At 73.9% G+C, this 19,283-nt stretch carries 15 protein-coding genes; 12 read left to right on the forward strand and 3 right to left on the reverse strand.

The features are described 5' to 3' along the window. Positions 1-31 precede the first annotated feature (31 nt). From M0M48_RS27710 to M0M48_RS27725, 4 genes are read left to right on the forward strand one after another with little or no spacing between them, the layout of a single operon-like run. Positions 32-1,126: a DegT/DnrJ/EryC1/StrS family aminotransferase gene (locus M0M48_RS27710; protein WP_257753609.1), complete on the forward strand. Its 1,095-nt coding sequence runs from the start codon at positions 32-34 to the stop codon at positions 1,124-1,126. Continuing rightward, positions 1,123-2,106, forward strand: a complete 984-nt coding sequence (locus M0M48_RS27715) for a Gfo/Idh/MocA family protein (RefSeq protein WP_215813649.1) — start codon at positions 1,123-1,125, stop codon at positions 2,104-2,106. The genes M0M48_RS27710 and M0M48_RS27715 overlap by 4 nt, the downstream gene beginning before the upstream one ends. A gap of 2 nt (positions 2,107-2,108) precedes the next feature. Next, complete coding sequence (locus M0M48_RS27720; protein ID WP_257753610.1) at positions 2,109-3,614, forward strand: glycosyltransferase family 2 protein; 1,506 nt, start codon at positions 2,109-2,111, stop codon at positions 3,612-3,614. Between the two features lie 2 nt (positions 3,615-3,616). Then, positions 3,617-4,906, forward strand: a complete 1,290-nt coding sequence (locus tag M0M48_RS27725; RefSeq protein ID WP_257753611.1) for a nucleotide sugar dehydrogenase — start codon at positions 3,617-3,619, stop codon at positions 4,904-4,906. Here the strand turns inward: M0M48_RS27725 and M0M48_RS27730 are convergent. Beyond that, positions 4,893-5,483, reverse strand: coding sequence for an acyltransferase (locus M0M48_RS27730; protein WP_257753612.1), 591 nt, complete (start codon positions 5,481-5,483; stop codon positions 4,893-4,895). The genes M0M48_RS27725 and M0M48_RS27730 overlap by 14 nt on opposite strands. A gap of 25 nt (positions 5,484-5,508) precedes the next feature. Next, on the reverse strand, positions 5,509-6,315 hold the full coding sequence (locus M0M48_RS27735) for a hypothetical protein (RefSeq protein ID WP_257753613.1): 807 nt from the start codon (positions 6,313-6,315) through the stop codon (positions 5,509-5,511). A gap of 57 nt (positions 6,316-6,372) precedes the next feature. Between M0M48_RS27735 and folP the strand changes: the two genes are divergently transcribed. The 6 genes from folP (at position 6,373) to M0M48_RS27765 (ending at position 10,984) form a co-directional block, all read left to right on the forward strand. Beyond that, positions 6,373-7,245: a dihydropteroate synthase gene (folP, locus tag M0M48_RS27740; protein ID WP_257753614.1), complete on the forward strand. Its 873-nt coding sequence runs from the start codon at positions 6,373-6,375 to the stop codon at positions 7,243-7,245. Next, a complete protein-coding gene (gene folB, locus M0M48_RS27745) occupies positions 7,242-7,649 on the forward strand; it encodes a dihydroneopterin aldolase (protein ID WP_215813644.1) in 408 nt (135 codons plus the stop codon). Before folP ends, folB begins: the two co-directional genes overlap by 4 nt. Then, positions 7,646-8,215, forward strand: a complete 570-nt coding sequence (gene folK / locus M0M48_RS27750; protein ID WP_215813643.1) for a 2-amino-4-hydroxy-6-hydroxymethyldihydropteridine diphosphokinase — start codon at positions 7,646-7,648, stop codon at positions 8,213-8,215. Before folB ends, folK begins: the two co-directional genes overlap by 4 nt. Before the next feature lie 10 nt (positions 8,216-8,225). Further along, on the forward strand, positions 8,226-8,723 hold the full coding sequence (locus M0M48_RS27755; protein ID WP_257753615.1) for a DUF3180 domain-containing protein: 498 nt from the start codon (positions 8,226-8,228) through the stop codon (positions 8,721-8,723). A gap of 178 nt (positions 8,724-8,901) precedes the next feature. After that, positions 8,902-9,507, forward strand: coding sequence for a hypothetical protein (locus M0M48_RS27760; RefSeq protein ID WP_215813642.1), 606 nt, complete (start codon positions 8,902-8,904; stop codon positions 9,505-9,507). Between the two features lie 64 nt (positions 9,508-9,571). Beyond that, entirely contained in the window at positions 9,572-10,984 is a 1,413-nt protein-coding gene (locus M0M48_RS27765) for a bifunctional cytidylyltransferase/SDR family oxidoreductase (protein ID WP_215813641.1), read from the forward strand. Here M0M48_RS27765 and M0M48_RS27770 read toward each other — a convergent pair. Beyond that, entirely contained in the window at positions 10,968-14,363 is a 3,396-nt protein-coding gene (locus M0M48_RS27770; RefSeq protein ID WP_257753616.1) for a bifunctional glycosyltransferase/CDP-glycerol:glycerophosphate glycerophosphotransferase, read from the reverse strand. The genes M0M48_RS27765 and M0M48_RS27770 overlap by 17 nt on opposite strands. A gap of 195 nt (positions 14,364-14,558) precedes the next feature. On the opposite strand from M0M48_RS27770, the gene M0M48_RS27775 reads away from it, so the two are divergent. After that, the gene (locus M0M48_RS27775; RefSeq protein ID WP_257753617.1) at positions 14,559-15,659 is read left to right on the forward strand and encodes a glycosyltransferase family 2 protein; all 1,101 of its coding nucleotides are present in this window, start codon (positions 14,559-14,561) and stop codon (positions 15,657-15,659) included. 52 nt (positions 15,660-15,711) lie between these two features. Continuing rightward, positions 15,712-19,266 carry a bifunctional glycosyltransferase/CDP-glycerol:glycerophosphate glycerophosphotransferase gene (locus tag M0M48_RS27780; protein WP_257753618.1) on the forward strand — a complete coding sequence of 1,185 codons (3,555 nt, stop codon included), beginning with the start codon at positions 15,712-15,714 and terminating at the stop codon, positions 19,264-19,266. The last annotated feature ends 17 nt before the right edge of the window (positions 19,267-19,283 follow it).

Genomic DNA, 19,283 nt, shown 5'->3' on the forward strand with positions numbered 1-19,283 from the left:
GAGGCTGGCTCAGACATCGAGGAGGAACAGCATGTCGAGTGGCAACGCCACGAACATCCCCGCCGCGCGCCCGGTGATCGACGAGTCCGACATCCAGGCCGTCGTCGACGTGATGCGTTCGGGCATGGTCGTCCAGGGCCCGCAGGTGAAGGCGTTCGAGGAGGAGTTCTCCGCCGTCGTCGACGGGCGCGAGTGCGTGGCCGTCAACAGCGGTACGTCGGCGCTGCACCTCACCCTGATGGCGCTGGGCTACGGGCCCGGGGACGAGGTCATCTGCCCGTCGTTCACCTTCGCGGCGACCGCCAACGCGATCCGCCTCGTGGGCGCGACCCCCGTGTTCGCCGACATCCAGGCCGACACCTTCAACATCGACCCGGCGCACGTCGAGGCGCTGGTCGGGCCGCGCACGGTCGCGATCATGCCGGTGCACCTCTACGGTCTGCCGGCCGACATGACGGCGCTCAACGCGATCGCCGAGAAGCACGGCCTCGCGGTCGTCGAGGACGCTGCCCAGGCGCACCTCGCCTCGATCGACGGGCGCCACGTGGGCTCGCTCGGGGTGGCGGGCTGCTTCAGCTTCTACCCGACCAAGAACATGCACTCCCTCGAGGGCGGCATGATCACCACGGCCGACGCCGAGCTCGCGCGCACGCTGCGGCTGCTGCGCAACCAGGGCATGGAGCAGCGCTACGCCAACGAGGTCGTCGGGACCAACACCCGGATGACCGACGTCGCCGCCGCCGTGGGCCGCAACCAGCTGCGCCGCCTGGCCGAGTGGACCGACCGGCGTCGCGAGAACGCCAAGGTGCTCACCGCCGGCATCACCGCGGCGACGACGCCGTTCGTGCCCGACGGCTACGAGCACTCCTACCACCAGTACACCGTGCGCTCGGCCGAGCGCGACGCGCTCCAGGCCCGGCTCGCCGAGCACGCGATCGGCAGCGCGACGTACTACCCGACGCCGGTCCACCGGCTCAAGCCGTTCCTGACCGAGGCCGGCGTCCCCGACCCGCGCTGGGAGCTGCCCGAGACCGAGAAGGCGGCCCTCGAGGCGCTCTCGCTGCCGGTCTTCCCGACGCTGACCTCCGACGAGCTCGACCGGATCGTCGCGGCGGTGAACGCATGACGCTGCGCGCCGGCCTGGTCGGCCTGGGGGCGATGGGCCGCAACCACGCCCGGATCCTCTCCGGGCTCGACGGTGTCGAGCTGATCGGCGTCGCCGACGCCCAGGTCACCGACACCCGGGTCTCGTACGGCGTCCCGATCGTCCCCGACGTCGACGCGCTCATCGCCCTGAAGCCCGAGTACGTCGTCGTGGCGGCGCCGACCGGCTTCCACGAGGAGATCGGGCTCAAGCTGGCCGAGGCAGGCGTCCACGCCCTCATCGAGAAGCCGCTCGCCCCGACCGTCGACGGCGCCCAGCGCCTCGTCGACGCGTTCGAGTCGCGCGGCCTGGTCGGCGGCGTGGGCCACATCGAGCGCTACAACCCCGCGCTCCAGAGCCTGCGCACCCGCCTCGCCAACGGCGAGCTGGGCGAGATCTACCAGGTCGTCACCCGGCGCCAGGGCCCGTTCCCGGGCCGGATCGCCGACGTCGGCGTGGTCAAGGACCTCGCCACCCACGACATCGACCTCACCGCCTGGGTCACCGGCCAGCCCTACGTCAAGGTCTCCGCCCAGGCGGCCCGGCGCAGCGGTCGCGAGCACGAGGACCTCATCGCGGTCGTCGGCGAGCTCGGCAACGGCATCGTGGTCAACCACCTCGTCAACTGGCTGAGCCCGCTCAAGGAGCGCTCGACGGTCGTCACCGGCGAGCGCGGCGCCTTCGTGGCCGACACGCTCACCGCCGACCTGCACTTCTACGCCAACGGCGCGGTCCGCACCGAGTGGGAGGCCGTCAGCGCCTTCCGCGGCGTCGCCGAGGGCGACGTGACCCGGTTCGCGATCCCCAAGCGCGAGCCGCTGCTGGTCGAGCACGAGCTGTTCCGCGACGCCGTCCTCGGCAAGGACAGCGACATCGTGACCCTGCGCCAGGGGCTGCGCACCGTCGAGGTCGCCGCGGCGGTCCTCGAGTCGGCGTCGTCAGGCAACACCGTCTGGCCCTGAGGATGCCCGCCGCTCCCGACGTCTCGGTCGTCATCCCGGTCTACAACACCGTCGCCTACCTGCCGGCCTGCCTGGACTCGCTGCTCGCCCAGAGCATCGGGACCGACCGGCTCGAGGTGGTCGCGGTGGACGACGGCTCGACCGACGGCAGCGGCGCGCTCCTCGACGACTACGCCGCCGCGCACCCCGGCGTGGTCCGGGTCGTGCACCAGGCCAACTCGGGCGGCCCGGCACGGCCGTGCAACGTGGGCCTGGAGCAGGCGCGCGGCCGGTTCGTCTTCTTCCTCGGCTCCGACGACTACCTCGCCGCCGACGGCCTGGAGCGGATGGTCACCGCCGCCGACGCGTGGGGCTCCGACGTCGTCGTCCCCGCGATGACCGGCGTCAACGGCCGGATCGTCGACCAGCGGCTCTTCCACCGCGACGAGCCCGACATGGCGTTCCCGCAGTCCAACCTGCCGTTCTCGCTGTCCAACACCAAGCTGTTCCGCCGCTCCCTGCTGGTCGACAACGACATCCGCTACGCGCTCGACATGCGCGTCGGCAGCGACCAGCCCTTTGCGATCTCGGCGATGCTCGCCGCGGGCAAGGTGTCGGTGCTGGGCCGGCCCCCCATCTACTTCGCGGTCCGCCGCGACGATGCCGACAACATCTCCTACACCACCACCTGGCGCGACCGGCTGGCCGCGATCGTGTCGGTCATCGAGCACATCTGCGCGATCGTGCCCCCGGGCGACGACCGGGACGCGATCATCCGCCGGCACTTCGGCTGGGAGCTCAACAAGATCGTCATGCGCAATATCGCCGACGTGGCGCCCGAGGAGCGGCCCGAGCTGCTCGCCGCGGTCGCCGCCGTGGCGGAGGACTACCTCACGCCCGGTGTCGAGCGCCTGCTCAAGGTCGGCACCCGCCTGCGCTGGTGGCACGTACGACGCGGCGACATCCCCGCCGTGCTCGCCCTCGGTGACAGCGCCCCCAAGGTCCGCGCCCACGTCGAGGACGGCGAGCTGTTCCTCGTGCTCCCCGGCTTCCGCGACGGCGTGCCCGACGACATCTTCCGCCCCACCGGCGACAACGTGCCCAACGTGATCCAGCGCGGTCTCGGCGAGCAGACCGCGCGGATCGCCGACGGCCGGCTCACCCTCTCCGCGAGCAGCGAGGGCATCGCCCCCGACAGCCTCGGGGCGCTCTCCGCGGCGCTCGTGGCCGCCGAGGGCCCGCCCGGTCCGGCCCGCCGGCTCGCGGGTGAGCCCGCGGCCGTCGTACGGGTGCCGGTCGAGGTGGGCCCCGACGGACTGCTGCACGCCGCGCTCGACGTGACCGAGATCGCCGGGCACCGCGGCCGCTGGGCGGCCCGCTGGCAGCTGCGGGCGGGCAGCGACGTCTACGATGTCCCGGTGCGGTCGGCGCTCACGTCGTCCGCACAAGTGCGTCGCCGGCTGCGGACGACCACGGTCGAGGTGAGGCCCGGGCTCCAGGACCGGGTCGTCGTCGAAGTCAGGAGCTGAGGGTGAACATCTGCGTCGTCGCGCTGGGCAAGATCGGGCTGCCGCTGGCGGTCCAGTTCGCGAGCTCGGGGCACAAGGTGGTCGGCGCCGACGTCGACGCGACGGTCGTCGACCTCGTCAACCGCGGCATCGAGCCCTTCCCGGGTGAGGCCGATCTCCAGGACAAGATGCGCGCGGCGGTCGACGCCGGCCTGCTCAGCGCCACCACCGACACCACCACGGCGGTCGCCGAGGCCGATGCGGTCGTCATCGTCGTCCCGCTCTTCGTCGCCGCCGACGGCACGCCGAGCTGGCAGTGGATGGACGCCGCCACCGAGGCGGTCGGCCGCGGCCTCAAGCCCGGCACGCTCGTCAGCTACGAGACCACCCTCCCCGTCGGTACGACGCGCGACCGCTTCGCGCCCCGCCTCGAGGAGCTCTCCGGCCTCACCGCCGGCGAGGACTTCCACCTCGTCTTCAGCCCCGAGCGGGTGCTGACCGGCCGGGTCTTCGCCGACCTGCGCAAGTACCCCAAGCTCGTCGGCGGCATCAACCAGGCCTCGACCGACGCCGCGATCACGTTCTACGAGGCGGTGCTGCAGTTCGACGAGCGCCCCGACCTGCCGCGCCCCAACGGCGTGTGGGACCTCGGCCCGTCCGAGGCCTCGGAGTTCGCCAAGCTCGCCGAGACCACCTACCGCGACGTCAACATCGGCCTGGCCAACCAGTTCGCGCGCTACGCCGACCGGATCGGTGTCGACGTCCTCAAGGTGATCGAGGCCTCGAACTCCCAGCCCTACAGCCACATCCACCTGCCCGGCATCGCCGTCGGCGGGCACTGCATCCCGATCTACCCGCGGCTCTACCTCTGGAACGACCCGGCCGCGACGGTCGTCAGCGCGGCCCGCGAGGCCAACGCCGGCATGCCGCTCTACGCCGTCGACCTCCTCGCGGCCGCCCACGGCGACCTGACCGGGCTGTCGGTCCTCGTCCTCGGCGCCGCCTACCGCGGGGCGGTCAAGGAGACCGCCTTCTCCGGCGTCTTCCCGCTGGTCGACGAGCTGCGGGCCCGCGGCGCCGTGCCCTACGTCGCCGACCCGATGTACACGTCCGAGGAGCTCGACAAGCTCGGCCTCCCGCCCCACCGGGGCGAGGACGTCACCGCGGTCGTCGTCCAGGCCGACCACCCGGAGTACCGCTCGCTCACGCCCGACGACCTGCCGGGCGTGACCCTGCTCGTCGACGGCCGCCGGGTGACGGACGCCGCAGCGTGGGACCGCGAGGGCGTCCGCCGCATCGTCATCGGCGGCTGAGCACGTCCCCGTCGGCGTCGTAGACGTCGCCGGTCTCGGGGCAGGTCCACACGCCCGGCTCGGTCTCGGCGAGCCGTACGCCGGCGCGCCCGACCCAGCCGATCCGCTTGGCGGGCACCCCCGCCACCAGCGCGTACGCCGGCACGTCGCGCGTCACGACCGCGCCCGCGGCGACGAGCGCCCACGGGCCGACCTTGAGGGGCGCCACGCACACGGCGCGGGCGCCGATCGAGGCGCCGTCGCCGATCTCGACGCCGACCGCCTGCCAGTCGGAGGCCCGCTTGAGGTCGCCGTCGGGGGAGACCGAGCGCGGGTACTGGTCGTTGGTGAGCACCGCCGCCGGGCCGATGAAGACCCCGTCGCCGAGGGTGGCGGGCTCGTAGACGAGCGCGTAGTTCTGGAGCTTGCAGCGGTCGCCGATGCGCACGCCGGTGCCGACGTAGGCACCCCGGCCGATCACGCAGCTCTCGCCGAGGACGGCGTCCTCACGGACCTGGGCGAGCTCCCAGACGGTGGTTCCGTCGCCGAGCTGGGCCGAGCCGGCGACCTGGGCAGTGTCCTTGACCGTTGCACTCACCCGGTCACCGTAGCGGGCGGGCGACTCAGAAACGCTTGGCGGGGATGACGTTGCTGGGCTCGTCGTTGCGGCCCTTCTCGATGATCACGAGGTTGTGGTAGGCGTGCACCGCGATCACGTGCCGGTCGTCGTAGGTCGGCACGTAGTCGGCGTCGGGGTACTCGGCGTGGTTGAGCCCGTCGAGGAGGTCCTTGACCAGCGCCATCGTGGTGTCCGTGGCGTGCCGGTCGGGGTTGCCCCCGAAGCGCGTCCAGTACGACGTCTGGGTGTCCTCGATCGCGTAGATCCCGTCGTCGGCGAGCAGCGGGAAGAGGATCCGGAAGGTCTCGCGGATGTGCTCGGGCCGGTGGCTGCCGTCGTCGATGATCACCTGCGGGGTGCCCTGCTCCGCGATGATCCGGCGCAGCACCTCCTCGTCGACCTGGGAGCCCTGGTAGCTGACGATCCGGGGCCGGTCGACGAACGACTTGTCCTCGATGTCGAGGCCGACGATCTGGGCCCGGGGGAAGAAGTGCTTCCACATCCGCAGCGAGCGCCCGCCCTGGCGCTCGCGGGCGTAGCCGCCGATCCCGATCTCGAGGAGCGTGAACTTCTCGCCGCGCAGGTGCTGCAGGTGCCGCTCGTAGTGCTGGGTGTAGTGGTGCGTGCCGGCCTTGTCGGTCTTGAAGTGCAGCGCGATCTGGGTCAGGTCCATCTCGGCGAACCGCGGGCCGTCGGTGGCGGGCGCGGCGGACTCGGCCGCGCCGCCGCCGATCCGGCGCAGGCGCTGCCACACCTGGTCGCTCACCAGCGGCTTGATGGTCCGGGTCGCGGCTGCCTTGAGCACCGACATGGCTCCTCCTGGGGTTGGGCTACGACGAGAGTACGGGCGGCCGATAGCGTTCGGCGCATGACCGCTCCGCCGATCCCCCTCCTGATGGGGATCGTCAACGTCACGCCCGACTCGTTCTCCGACGGCGGACGGTACGACGACCCCGAGCGCGCGATCGCCCACGGCCGCGACCTGCTCGCCCAGGGCGCCGACATCCTCGACGTGGGCGGCGAGTCCACCCGGCCCGGCGCCACCCGGCCGCTGCTGGCCGAGGAGCTCGACCGCGTCGTACCGGTGATCGAGGCGCTGGCCGCCGAGGGCGCGACCGTCTCGGTCGACACGATGCGCGCCGAGGTGGCCGCGCGGGCGGTCGCCGCGGGCGCCCGGATCGTCAACGACGTCTCCGGCGGCCTGGCCGACCCCGCGATCCTCGACGTGGTCGCGGGCACCGGTGCGACGTACGTGGCCATGCACTGGCGCGCCCACAGCGACCGGATGCAGGAGTTCACCGGGTACGACGAGCACGGCGGCGTCGTGCCCGGCGTGCGCGCCGAGCTGGCCGAGCGGGTCGCGGCGATCCGCGCGGCGGGCGTGCGCGACGAGCAGATCGTGCTCGACCCCGGGCTCGGCTTCGCCAAGCAGCCGCACCACAACTGGGAGCTGGTACGCCGCCTCGACGTCCTCGCCGGGCTCGGCTTCCCGCTGCTGGTGGGCGCGAGCCGCAAGACGTTCCTCGGCCGGCTGCTCGCCGGCCCCGACGGCCGGGCCCGCCCCGTGGGGGAGCGCGAGGCGGCCGGCGTCGCGATGACGACGCTGCTCGCCGCGGGCCTGGGGGGAACCCCGGTGTGGTGCCTGCGCGTCCATGATGTGCGTGCCCACCGCGATGCTCTCGCGGTTGCGGCAGAGTGGGGGCCCGACGCGGATCGGGCCGCGACGGAGGGAGAGGGATGAGCGACGAGCTGAGCATCCTCGGCATCGAGTGCTTCGCCCACCACGGGGTGTTCGACCACGAGCGCCGTGACGGGCAGATCTTCAAGATCGACCTGACGCTGGGCGTCGACACCGCCCCGGCGGCGGCGTCGGACGACTTGCATGACACCGTCGACTACGGAAGCCTCGTGGACCAGGTCGCGGCTGCCGTGACGAGGGACCCGGTCGACCTGATCGAGACCCTGGCGCAGCGGATCGCGGACACCTGCCTGTTGGACAGTCGTGTTGAATGGGTGCGTGTGACCGTCCACAAGCCGGATGCGCCGATCCAGGCGACGTTCGCCGACGTACAGCTCACCATCACCCGCCGCCGTGAGGCGGCTGGTGGGGGAGACAGAACCGGAAAGGCAGAGGGCCCAGCATGACCGAGACCCCCAATCCGAACATCATCGACGCGGACACCCTGACCGGCGAGATGCGCCCGATCCGGCGGATGGTGGTGGCACTCGGCTCCAACCTCGGTGAACGGTTCGCGAACCTTCAGGGTGCCGTCGACGCGCTGGCTGACACCCCCGACGTGTGGGTCACCGGCGTCTCCCCGGTCTACGAGAGCGACCCGGTCGACTGCCCGGACGACGCCAAGAGCTTCCTCAACGCCGTCGTGCTCGCCGACACCACGCTGTCGGTGCACCGCCTGATCGACCGCGCGCTGGCCATCGAGGACGCCTTCGACCGCACCCGCGGCGCGGTCAAGAACGCGCCCCGCACGCTCGACGTCGACCTGATCGTCGTCGGCGACCGGCGCAGCGACACCGACGAGCTCCAGCTGCCGCACCCGCGGGCCCACGAGCGCGCCTTCGTGCTCCAGCCGTGGCTCGACCTCGAGCCCGACGCCGACCTGCTCGACCGCGGGCCCCTGGCCACCCTGGTCGCCGCGGTCGGTACCGACGGCCTCAAGCTGCGCGACGACCTGGTGCTCGAGTTCGAGTGAGCGGTTCCGCGTGAGCGGCGACGCGGGGCCCGACCGCCCCCCGTCGCCGTCGGGCGAGATGCGGCCGACCGCCGCGCGCACCCTCCTGGGGTGGGCGCTGGTCGGCCTCGCCGTCGGCGCGGCGATCCACCCGCTGTGCAACCGGCTCGGCATCGTCCCGCCGCTGGTCTCGACGCCGCAGCCGCTGGCGCTGCTGCTCCTGGCCGGCATCCTCGGGTACGGCGCCTGGGTGACCCACCGCGCCGTCCACGTGCGCCGGGAGCGGCTCGCGCCGCACCAGGCGGTCAACCGCTTCGTGCTGGGCCGGGCCAGCGCCCTGGTCGGCGCCCTGGTCGCCGGCGGGTACCTCGGCTACGCCCTGACCTGGATCGGCGACCCCGCCGAGCTGGCCGACGAGCGCCTGGTCCGCTCGCTGGTGGCCGCGGCCTGCGCGCTCGCCGCGATGGTCGCCGGGATCCTGCTGGAGCGCGCCTGCCGGGTGCGCGGGGACCGGGACGACGCGGCCTGACTGCCCGACGAAGTGCGCAGGTTGCTGGGGCGAAGTAGGCCCCTTGCTGGGTCGAGTTCCGACAGGCTGTCCGACTTCGGACCAGCAACCGCCGCACCTCGCGGGCTTGGGGCAGTTGGGACGGATGTGACGAGCGTGTCTCCCGCGTCCGGGCCGGTCGGCGGCCTAACGTGCTGTCATGACTTCCCCTGTCAGGTCTAGCGCCACCGGAAACCGCCGCCGCCAGCGGTCGACCCGGATCGTGGTCGCCGCGCTCCTGATCGTGCTCGCGGCCCTCGCCGTCACGGGCACCGCCGTGACCGGCTCCTGGGTACTCGTCACGATCGCCGCCGCCGGAGCCGTCGTGCTCGGCGCCGCCGCCCTCAAGATCTCCCACTCCGAGCTCCTCGACTTCCGCCAGGAGGCCGCGCGCGACCGCGCCGGCCAGGCCCAGGCCTACGCCCAGCTCACCGAGACCCGCACCGCCGAGAACGTCGAGTTCGCGGCCGACATGACGGGCAAGATCGCCAAGCGCGACGCCACCATCGCCCGGCTCGAGAAGCGCCTCGGCGACGCCGCCTCCGAGCTCGCCGACGCCCGTCGCGAGCTCTCCGACCAGCGCGACCTCACCGACGAGGCCCGGCGTGCCGCGGACCGGCTGACCCAGCGGCTCGCCGACGCCGACGAGCGGGCCGGACAGGCCGTCGTACGGGTCGCGGAGCTGGAGGCGGAGGTCGACGTGCTGACCTCGCAGATCCACGCCCTGGAGGCGCAGGCGCGCACCCAGGCCCGCCGTCCCGCCTGAGGCGCGTGCCCGCAGGCTCCTGCCGTTTCCCGTGGCCGCGTGCGGCCGTGGGAGACTGCGCCCCATGACCAGGAACGTCGCGGTCCTTCTCGCCGGCGGTGTCGGGAGCCGGGTCGGGCTCGACATCCCCAAGCAGCTCATCAAGGTCGCCGGCAAGACCCTCCTCGAGCACACCCTCGTCGCGCTGCACGACCACCCGGACGTCGACGAGGTGCTCGTCATGATGACCCCGGGGCACACCGACGCGGTCCGCGACATCACCCGAGGCGACGCCTACCCCAAGGTCACCGCGATCCTCGAGGGCGGCGACACCCGCAACGCCACGACGCAGCGCGCGATCGACCACCTGGTCGCGAGCGCCGACGGCGACGCCGGCGCGATCCGGATCCTGCTCCACGACGCGGTCCGGCCGCTGGTGACGCCGCGGATCATCGGTGAGTGCTTCACCGCGCTCGACGCCTACCCGGCCGTCGACGTCGCGATCCCGTCGGCCGACACGATCATCGAGGTCGCCGCCGACGACACCATCTCCAGCATCCCGCCGCGGGCGTCCCTGCGCCGCGGCCAGACGCCCCAGGCGTTCCGGCTCGACGTGCTGGCCCGGGCCTACGAGAAGGCCGCGGCCGACCCCGACTTCACGGCGACCGACGACTGCAGCGTGGTGCTGCGCTACCTGCCGAACGAGCCGATCATCGTGGTCCACGGCGACGACCGGAACATGAAGGTCACCGAGCCGATCGACGTCTTCATCGCCGACAAGCTCTTCCAGCTCACCGGCATCGACCTGCCCCGGGCCAAGGACGACGCCGGCTACCGCACGGCCCTGGCCGGCAAGACGATGGTGGTCTTCGGCGGCAGCTACGGCATCGGCGCCGACATCGCCGAGCTCGCCCGGTCCTACGGCGCCACGGTGCTCACGTTCAGCCGGTCCACCACCGGCACCGACGTCGGCAAGCGCACCGATGTCGCCGCGGCGGCCAAGGCCGCGATCGCCGAGGCCGGCACCATCGACTTCGTCGTCAACACCGCGGGCGTGCTGCCGCGCGGCGAGCTCCTGACGACGTCCGAGGAGACGGTCTACGCCGCCACCGAGATCAACTACCTCGGGCCGATCTTCATCGCCCAGGAGTTCTACCCGCACCTGGCGGCCACCCAGGGCTCGCTGCTGCTCTTCACGTCGAGCTCCTACACGCGCGGGCGCGGCGGCTACAGCCTCTACTCCTCGGCCAAGGCCGCCACGGTCAACCTGACCCAGGCGCTCGCCGACGAGTGGGCCGAGGCCGGCGTCCGGGTCAATTGCATCAACCCCGAGCGCACCGCGACGCCGATGCGCACCAAGGCGTTCGGCGACGAGCCGCCGGGCACGCTGCTCGACTCGCTCACGGTCGCGCACACGTCGGTCGACGTGCTGCTCTCGGACCAGTCCGGCCACGTCTACGACGTACGCCGCGACGACCCGTTCAGCTCGGGGGAGTGATCCACCGGTCGACGAGCCGGGCCGCGGCCCGGCCGTCGTCCAGCTCGGCGTAGTCGCGCCGGAACGTCGCCCGCGCGTCCGCGAACTCGTCCCGCAGCCGGGGCAGGTCGCGCAGCCACGCGACCACCTCGGCCGTCGTGTCGACGTGCGGCCCGGGCGCGGTCGGCGGGTAGGGGATGACGCCCCCGCGGAACCGGTCGTACGTCGCCAGGTCCGGCACCAGGAACACCATCGGCTTGTCGGTCAGCGCGTAGTCGAAGCGCAGCGACGAGTAGTCCAGGACGCCCGCGTCGGACGCCAGGATCAGGTGGTTGACGTCCGGGTGGTCGGTCACGTCGATGACCCGGGCGCTGGTCGCGACCCGGTCGTCGCGGACCCGTGCGTTGAACGCGTGCCCGCGCATCAGCACCACGTGGTTGTCAGGCAGCGCCGCCAGCGCCTCGTCGGGGTCGAAGAAGGTCACCCGCCGCGCGGTCAGGTCGTCGGCCGAGAGGTAGTCGCGGAAGGTCGGCGCGTAGAGCACCGCCACCGTGTCGTCGTCGATGCCGAGCAGCGCGCGCGTCCGCGCCCGCAGGTCGGCGCCCTCGGGTCGCAGCAGGATGTCGTTGCGCGGGTACCCGATCTCCGCGACCGGTACGTCGCCCGCCCCGGCCGGGTCGAGGAAGGCCGCCTTGAGCAGCGGTGAGGCGTAGCGGGCGGGCGAGACGAGCACGCTCCAGTCGCGGGTACGACGGTCGAGGCTGCCCACCTCGGCAGGGTCGTTGCCCATCTTCTCCCACCAGTCGTGGCCCATCAGCTTGTACGGGTAGCCGTGGAAGGTCTGGATCAGCGTCTGCCCCTCCGGCCGCTCGAACCAGCGCACCTGGTGCACGTCGACCATGTGGAAGCGCGACGTCGCGATCGCCTCGTGCCACGCGCGCGTGCGCTCGACGACGCCGATCCCGCCGGGCGGGACGGCGACCGAGCGGTCCGCGATCGACCAGTAGACGGTGAGGTCGGAGCCGCGCCGGACGAGCTCGTCGTGGAGGCCGAGGCCGTTGCCGTGGGCGTGCTCGCCGAACATGGCGCGCAGGAAGACGCTGTCCTGCTCGGCCCGCTCGACCCGGCACGCCTCGCGCAGGAGCCGCTGCTGCCGCTCTCCGCGCTCGTCGTCGGCGAGCGGCGGGTCGACGACCACGCCGACCACGGGGCCGTCGGGGTGGGCGACGTCGACCCGTACCCGGAGGTCGGTGCGCAGCTCGGCGAGGGGCAGGGCGGCGCTGACGGCGGGCGCGGGCGCGGCACCGAACCAGTCGGTGTGCCGGGCGTTGGCCAGCGAGAGCGTGTAGTGGCCCGAGCGCAGGGGTGCCTCGGGCTGGCCCCAGACGGAGGCGGCAAGGGGGACCCGCACGGTCGCCGTACCGCGGCCGGTGGGGGTGACGGTGCCCGTGACGACGTGGCCGCCGTCGACGAGCGCCGATCGCCAGTCGGGCTGGTGGTCGTCGACCAGGAGGTCGGCCTCGACGGCGTCCTCGGTGAGCCGGACCGCGGTGACGAGCGCCCCCCGCGCCGGCGGTACGACGCACACCCGCCCGCGCCGGTCGGGCCGCAGGTGGGCGGTGACCGGGGTGTCCGGGCGGTGGTGCACGTGCCGGACCTGGGGTCCGGCCACCAGCTCGAAGCGGCCCGGCCCGGTGAGCTCGTCGAGCGGCACCGCGAACCGGCCGTCGACCCGGGTCAGCCGGATCCGCTCGTCGCTCCCGGCCCGGCGCAGCCAGGCCAGCCGGGCGTCGACGTCGAGCAGCAGCCGGCCGTCGTCGGCGGCATCGACGCCCGCCGGCTCCAGCCAGGTCGCCGGGGTGCTCAGCCGGAGCTCGGCCCGCTCCAGGTCGTCGTGGTCGAGGACCACCAGCCGCGGACCGTGCGCCGCCGCGGCGACCCCGGCCATCGTGCGCGGCCGGACGACCACCCGTCCGCGGTGGACGACGTCGCCGTGGGTCACCGTCGCCGCGACCTGCCAGGTGCCGTCGGGGAGGTCGGTCAGCTCGGTGAGGTCGGCGTGCGCGACGAATCCGGACGCCGTGACGTCCGCGTGGTGCAGGCCGCTCGCGATGTCGGCCGCGGGCTCGGCGCGCCGGGTGGTCAGGAGGGGGACGCGCCGGCCGTCGGGGGCGACGAGCTCGACCTCGATCCGGTCCTCGTTCCCGCGGTCCTCGCCGGTGCGGTCGAGGTCGGGGTTGTCGACGAACGCCCAGCCGGTGAGCTCGACGGTGCCGTCGGCGGTCCGGACCGCGGTCAGCTCGGCGCGCACCAGCGTCTCGACCGCGCCCAGCGTCGCCGCGGGCCAGGCCGGGCCGAAGTCGACGGCTCCGTCGCAGACGGGGTACGGGCGCGCGCTCAGCCGGACCTCCTCGAGGAAGCGGTTCGCGCCGGCGGCGTCGTCGGCGACGAGCAGCCCGTGCAGGACCTCGGCCCAGGACGGCACCTCGGCGGCTGCTGCGTCGCCCGCCTCTGCGATCAGCGGCACCGCGGCAGACCGGACCGCCGCCCAGGTCGACGGATCGGCGGGCCACAGCCCGTCCAGGAACCCGAGCAGGTCGCTGCCCAGCGCCCGTGCCGCCCGCCGCGGCCCGTCGGTGCCGAGCAGGGTGATCGCGGTCGCCACGTCCGCGGCGACCTCACTGACCGAGGCCCGGGTGAGGACCCCGCGGTCGTCGTCGGACCGCCGCAGCGCGAGCACGTGCGGGAGCCAGTCGATCGCCTCGGCCGCGAACGCCGCCCGCGCCGCGTGGGTCGCGTCGACGGCGCGCCCGGCCCCGAACTCGAGCCCCGCGTCGTCGTACCAGCGGCGGTCGAAGACCGACCGCCGCGCCGACCCGTGCAGCGCCGCCTCGATCCGCGCCGCACCGGCGAGCCGCCGGTGCTCGTCGTGCAACCGCCGCACGTCGTCGCTCACCGGCAGCACCCGACCGCGCCGCTGCGGGCGCTCGGCCGCGACGGCGTACGACGAGCCGGACGCGCGCAGCGCCTCGACCGCGAACCGCAGCCCGTGCCGGGTCACCGCGTCGTCGGCATCGACGAACGCCAGGAAGTGCCCCCGCGCCGCCGCCGCCCCGTGGTCGCGCGCCCGCCCCAGGTCACCGGTCGTGGTGAGCAGCCGGACCCGGCGGTCCTCGTCCTGGTGCCGCGCCACGATCGCGAGCGTCTGGTCGGTGCTGCCGAGGTCCACGACCAGGATCTCGGTGTCGGGGACCTCCTGGCGTCGTACGGAGTCGAGGCAGGCGGCCACGTGCTCCGCCGAGTCGAGGGTCGCGACGACCACGCTCAGCGTCGGCCGGACCACCCCGGAGGCTTGCTTGAGCCGTGCCGCGCGGCGGCGTACCGCGGCGCGGATCGTCATGGGTCCAGAGCCTAGATGAGGGAGTCCCAGGGATCGCACGCTGCGCGGTGCTCAGCACGCACGCTGGCTGCGTTGCCGACGCTCGACAGGCCTCCAGCCTGCCGTCGCGCCGGACGCCTTGCCATCGCACGCGCTGAGCACCGCTCGCCTGCGCGATCCCCGGGACTCCCTCATCCGTCCGGTAGGTTCGGCGCGGTGTTCTCGCGTCGCCGGCCGCTCGTCAGCGTCGTCGTCCCCGTGTACGACGTCGCGACCTACCTGCCCGCCTGCCTCGACAGCATCCTGGCCCAGCGCCACCGCGCGCTCGACGTCGTCGTCGTGGACGACGGCTCGACCGACGAGTCCGGCGCCATCGCCGACCGGTACGCCGAGCGCGACGACCGGGTGCGCGTCCTGCACGTCTCCAACGGCGGCCTGGGCGCGGCGCGCAATGTCGGCGTCGAGGCGGCGCGCGGCGAGTACCTGACCTTCGCCGACTCCGACGACGTCATCCCGCGCGACGCCTACGCCCTTCTGCTCGCCGCTCTGCGCAAGGGCGAGGCGGACTTCGCGGTCGGCAACATCCTGCGGATCGAGGGCGACCTGGGGGCCGAGCGCGAGATCCGGTTGCCGTGGATGGACGGCATGCACGCTCCGTACGTCGGCTCGATCGAGGAGCGGCCCGAGCTGTTGGGGGACGTGTTCGCGTGGAACAAGCTGTTCCGGCGCGGGTTCTGGGACGCCGCGCGACTGAGCTGGCCGGAGCGGATCCGGTACGAGGACCAGCCGGCGACGACCGAGGCCTACCTGCGGGCGGAGCGGGTCGCCGTCCTCGACGACATCGTCTACCACTGGCGGATCCGTGGGGACGGCAGCGCGATCACCGAGCAGCGGGCGACGGTGGCCGACCTGCGGGATCGCTGGCGCACGAAGCAGATGGCGCTCGACAGCACCCGTGCGCTGGGCTCCCCGGCGCTCCAGGAGGTGTTTCGCACGCAGGTGCTGCCCGGTGACATGTGGCGCTACTTCCTGCTCGTCCCCGACGCCGCCGACGACTGGTGGGAGCTGCTCGTCGCGATGGTCCAGGGGCTGTGGGGGGACGACGCGCTCGTGCGCAGCGGGCTCGGTCCGGCGCACCGGCTGACCGGCTGGCTGGTCACCCACGACCGGCGGGCCGATGCGGCGCTGGTGATGAGGCACCTGGCGAGCCGCGCGGGGCAGCCGCTGGCGCGGGTCGAGGGGCGGCTCGACGTCCCCGGGCTGGATCCGGCGAGCGTCGACCCGGCGGCCCTCGCGCTGCGTCCGCACGAGGCCTGAACGCCCCCGATACGATCGGCAGGTCCGTCCGCCGACCCGAAGGAAGCCGTCCGTGGCCCACGCCCGCGTCCGGGCCCAGCAGGCGCTGGTCCGCATCGCCAAGTCCGGCCCCCAGCGGATGCGCGGTCCCGTCGGCCGCCTCACCCGTCGGCTGCGCCGGGACTACACCGGGCCGATGGTGACGGTCGTGGTGCCGGTCAGCGACGACGAGACCACCCGCATCGCGCCGTTCTTCGCCGCGCTGCGCAACCAGACCCACCGCAACCTCGACGTGCTCGTGCTGCCCTACGGGCGCTGCGACCGGGTGCGCGAGACGGTGCGCCAGGAGGCGGCGCAGGACTGGCGGATCCGGGTCCGGCGCCGTACGGCGTCCGGGCTGGCCGCCGCACGCAACGACGGCGTCCGCTCCGCGCGGGCCGAGCTGGTGCTGGTCGCCGGCGCCGGGGACGACCTGCCGCTGCCGGCGGTCGAGCGGCTGGTCGCGGCGCACGAGGCGTCCGGCTCGCCGCTGGTCGTCGGGCTGATGGGCGAGCCCGACGTGATCGGCTGGATCGCGGACTCGCCGTTCGCCGCCGCGCACCGCGCCGAGGTCCGTCGTACGACGCTGGGGGCGAGCCCGATCGCGGTCACCGACCTCGGCCTCGGCAACAAGCTCTTCACCCGCGCGCTGTGGGCCCGGGCGGGCGTCGGGTTCACCGACCGGCTCGCGAGCGGCGCCGACGTCGCGCTCGGGCTGCTGCGCTCGGCGGACGCCTTCGACCTGCTCACCCACGTCACCTACCTGCCCACCGGGCGGCGTGACGGCGCCGCGGTCGGCGCCACCCCGGACGTCCTCAGCCGCCTCGACGGCTGGATCGAGGTCCAGGAGGGCACCTGGCGCGAGGTCGAGGCGCTCGGCCTCCCCGACGTCCGGGACTGGTGGCTGTGGGGCGTCCTCGACGCCGCCGTGCAGCCCCTGCTCGCCAGCGCCGAGCGCGCCGACGAGCGGCAGTGGACGACGCTGCGCGACCACGTCCGCCGCTGGCTCGACGACGCCGGCCCCGAGGTCGTCGCCTCGCTGTCGGTCGAGTCCCGGGTCAAGCTCTGGCTCACCCGCAACGACGAGCGCGCCGTCCTGGAGCGGTTCGTCACCGACCGCCTGTTCGCCTACGGCGACCACCCGACCGAGATCCGCGACGGACGGGCCTGGGCGCAGCTGCCGCTGCCCGGCGACCTGGACCTCCCGCCCGAGCTGCTCGAGCTCGCCCCCGCCGAGACCCTCCTGCGCGCGGTCGTGCGCGAGGTGCGCTGGACCGGGGCCGACCAGGACCGCCTCGAGCTGCTCGTGTGCGCCGCGATCGACAACGTCCACCTCGACGGATTCCCCCAGGTGGCGTGCGCCCTCGTCGGCCCGGACGGTGCCCGCGTCGACCTCCCCGTCGAGCAGGTGCGCGACTGGCGGGGCAACCTCGCCGGCCGCCGGCACCAGGACTACTCGTGGGGTGGGGTGCGCGCCACGGTCGACCCGTCGGCGCTCGCCGCGGCGCCGGGGGCGTGGCAGCTCGAGCTGACGATGACGGTGCAGGACGTCACCCGCACCGGGATCGCCGTCCTCGCCGCCGACCACGTCGCCGCCGACCGCGGGGACGACCACCGGTTCGCGCCGCGCCCCGCCGGGACCGTCACGCTGCGCGTCGACCCGCGCGCGACCCCCGCGACGCTCGTGGTCGCGCCGGACGAGCAGCCCCGGATCGCCGCCGGCACCCTCGCCGTCGCCGGGCGCACTCTCGCCGGCACGGTCTCCGGCGCCGTGGTCGCCGTCCGCGCCACCCTCGACGGCGCCGAGACCCGTACCGACGTCGCGGCCGACGGCACGTTCGCCCTGACCTTCCCGGCACCCGTCCCCGGCCGCCGCCGCTGGGTCCTGCACGCCCTGAGCGCCGACGGACGCGAGCAGCCCGTCTCCTGGCCCGCCGGCGGCGACCTCTGGCTCGGCGCCGGTACGGGCGACCTGGTCGCCACCCGCGGCTCCGCCGGGCGCGTCGAGATCTGGGAGGCCGAGCGGGTCCTCGCCGTCGACGCCGTGGACCTCGACGACCTCACCCTCACCGTCCGCGGCCGCTGGCTGGCCGCGACCCCGCCCACCGGCGCCACCGTCGAGCTCGTCGGCCCCAAGGTCGCGCTGACCGGCACCACCACCACCACCACCACCGCCACCGCCGCTGGCGGTGCCGACGGCCTGGTCACCGCCACCTTCGACCTGCGCCACGACCCGTGGGGCCTGGGCGCCGGCCCGATCCCGCACGGGCGCTACCGCCTCGTCGTCCGGGTCCCCGGGCAGTCCGAGCAGCGGGTCTTCCTCGCCGAGGCGACCGTGGAGCGGCTGCACTCCTTCACCCCCGGCACGTCGTACGCCGTCGAGCTGCTCCGCGTCGGCCGCGGCTTCGACGTCGAGCTGACCCGGCCGCTGGAGCCCGGCGACCGCACGCCGTACGTCCAGACCCAGCTGGAGACGTGGGCCCGCGAGGGCGACATCCCGCTGGAGCCGGGCTCGGTCTACTTCCAGGTCTACGGCGGCTCGTCGGCCACCGACAGCCAGCTCGCGATCTACCACGAGCTGCGCCGGGTCCGGCCCGACGCGACCGTCTACTGGGGCGTCCTCGGCGCCCCCGCCCACGCCCCCGAGGGCACGGTCCCCGTGGTCGTGATGAGCCGCGAGTACCACCGCGTGATGGCCGCCGCCGCCGACCTCTGCATGAACGTCGACCCGCCCCGCTGGTACGACCGGCGCCCCGGCCAGCGCCTCCTGCAGACCTTCCACGGCTACCCCGCGAAGTCGATGGGCCTGCGGATGTGGCGCGCCAAGCACTGGCCCCCCAGCCGGATCGCGCTCGAGATCGAGCGCACGTCGGGGGAGTGGGACCTGATCCTCACCCCCTCGCCCGAGATGGACGTCCACTACCGCGACGAGTACGCCTACGACGGCCCGATCCACAGCAAGGGCTACCCGCGCGACGACATCCTCGTCTCCGAGCGCGCGGACGCCGTCCGCGAGGACACCCGCCGCCGCCTGGGCATCCAGCCCGGCCAGGTCGCCGTCCTCTACGCCCCGACCTGGCGCGACGACATGGCCAGCGCCTGGGGCAACGCCGAGCTCGTCCAGCACCTCGACCTCGAGTCGGCCGCCCGCGCGCTCGGCCCCGAGTACGTCCTGCTCATGCGCGGCCACCGCTTCCACGCCGCCGGCCGCTCGGCCGAGGGCGCCGGCGCCCGGGTCCTCGACGTCACCGACTACCCGGAGATCAACGACCTGCTCCTGGCCTCCGACGTCGCGGTCCTCGACTACTCGTCGATGCGCTTCGACTTCGCCCTCACCGGGCGGCCGATGATCTTCCTGGTGCCCGACCTGGCGTCGTACGTCGGCGGGGTGCGGGGCTTCCTCTACGACTTCCCCTCCTCGGCGCCCGGCCCCCTGGTCGACACGGCCGACGAGGTGGTCGCGCTGCTCCGCGACGTCCCAGGCCTGCAGGCCCGGCACGCGGGGGAGATCGAGGAGTTCAACGCGAGGTTCAACCGCTGGCAGGACGGTCACGCTGCCGAGCGGGTGGTCGCGGCCTTCTTCGAGTGACGTGACTACCATCCCCA

The organism is Pimelobacter simplex (genome assembly GCF_024662235.1).
Classification (GTDB): Bacteria; Actinomycetota; Actinomycetes; order Propionibacteriales; family Nocardioidaceae; genus Nocardioides.